Annotated in this window: 1 protein-coding gene; it reads right to left on the bottom strand. The window is 45.7% G+C overall.

Annotation, left to right across the window (positions count from 1 at the left end; translation table 11 throughout):
• Window positions 1-258: CtrA inhibitor SciP (sciP, locus tag J7R07_RS08135; RefSeq protein ID WP_281384554.1), on the bottom strand; the 258-nt coding region annotated here is incomplete at both ends.

Here is a 258-nt window from a genome sequence, read left to right as displayed (position 1 = left end):
GCCTGTAATGTTGAATTCTAGTCGTTCGTAACCCAGCTAACCCGTTTTTATCTATTAAACTTTGCCATGAAAGAACCTCTTCTCCGGTCAAAGTATAGCGTCGACCCGCTTCATCAAGACTTAACAACCCCCCTCTCACCGCCGCAACAACTTCAGCTTTGCGACGGATCACCCAACGCCTTGTTGTTCTTGGTGGTAAATCAGCGATTGTCAGCGGACTCCCATCTGGCCCAATAACATATTTCATTTGTGTTTTTA

Origin of the sequence: Bartonella phoceensis, from assembly GCF_902825145.1 — a bacterium.
Classification (GTDB): domain Bacteria; phylum Pseudomonadota; class Alphaproteobacteria; order Rhizobiales; family Rhizobiaceae; genus Bartonella; species Bartonella phoceensis.
This window is presented reverse-complemented; position numbering and strand designations above follow the sequence as displayed.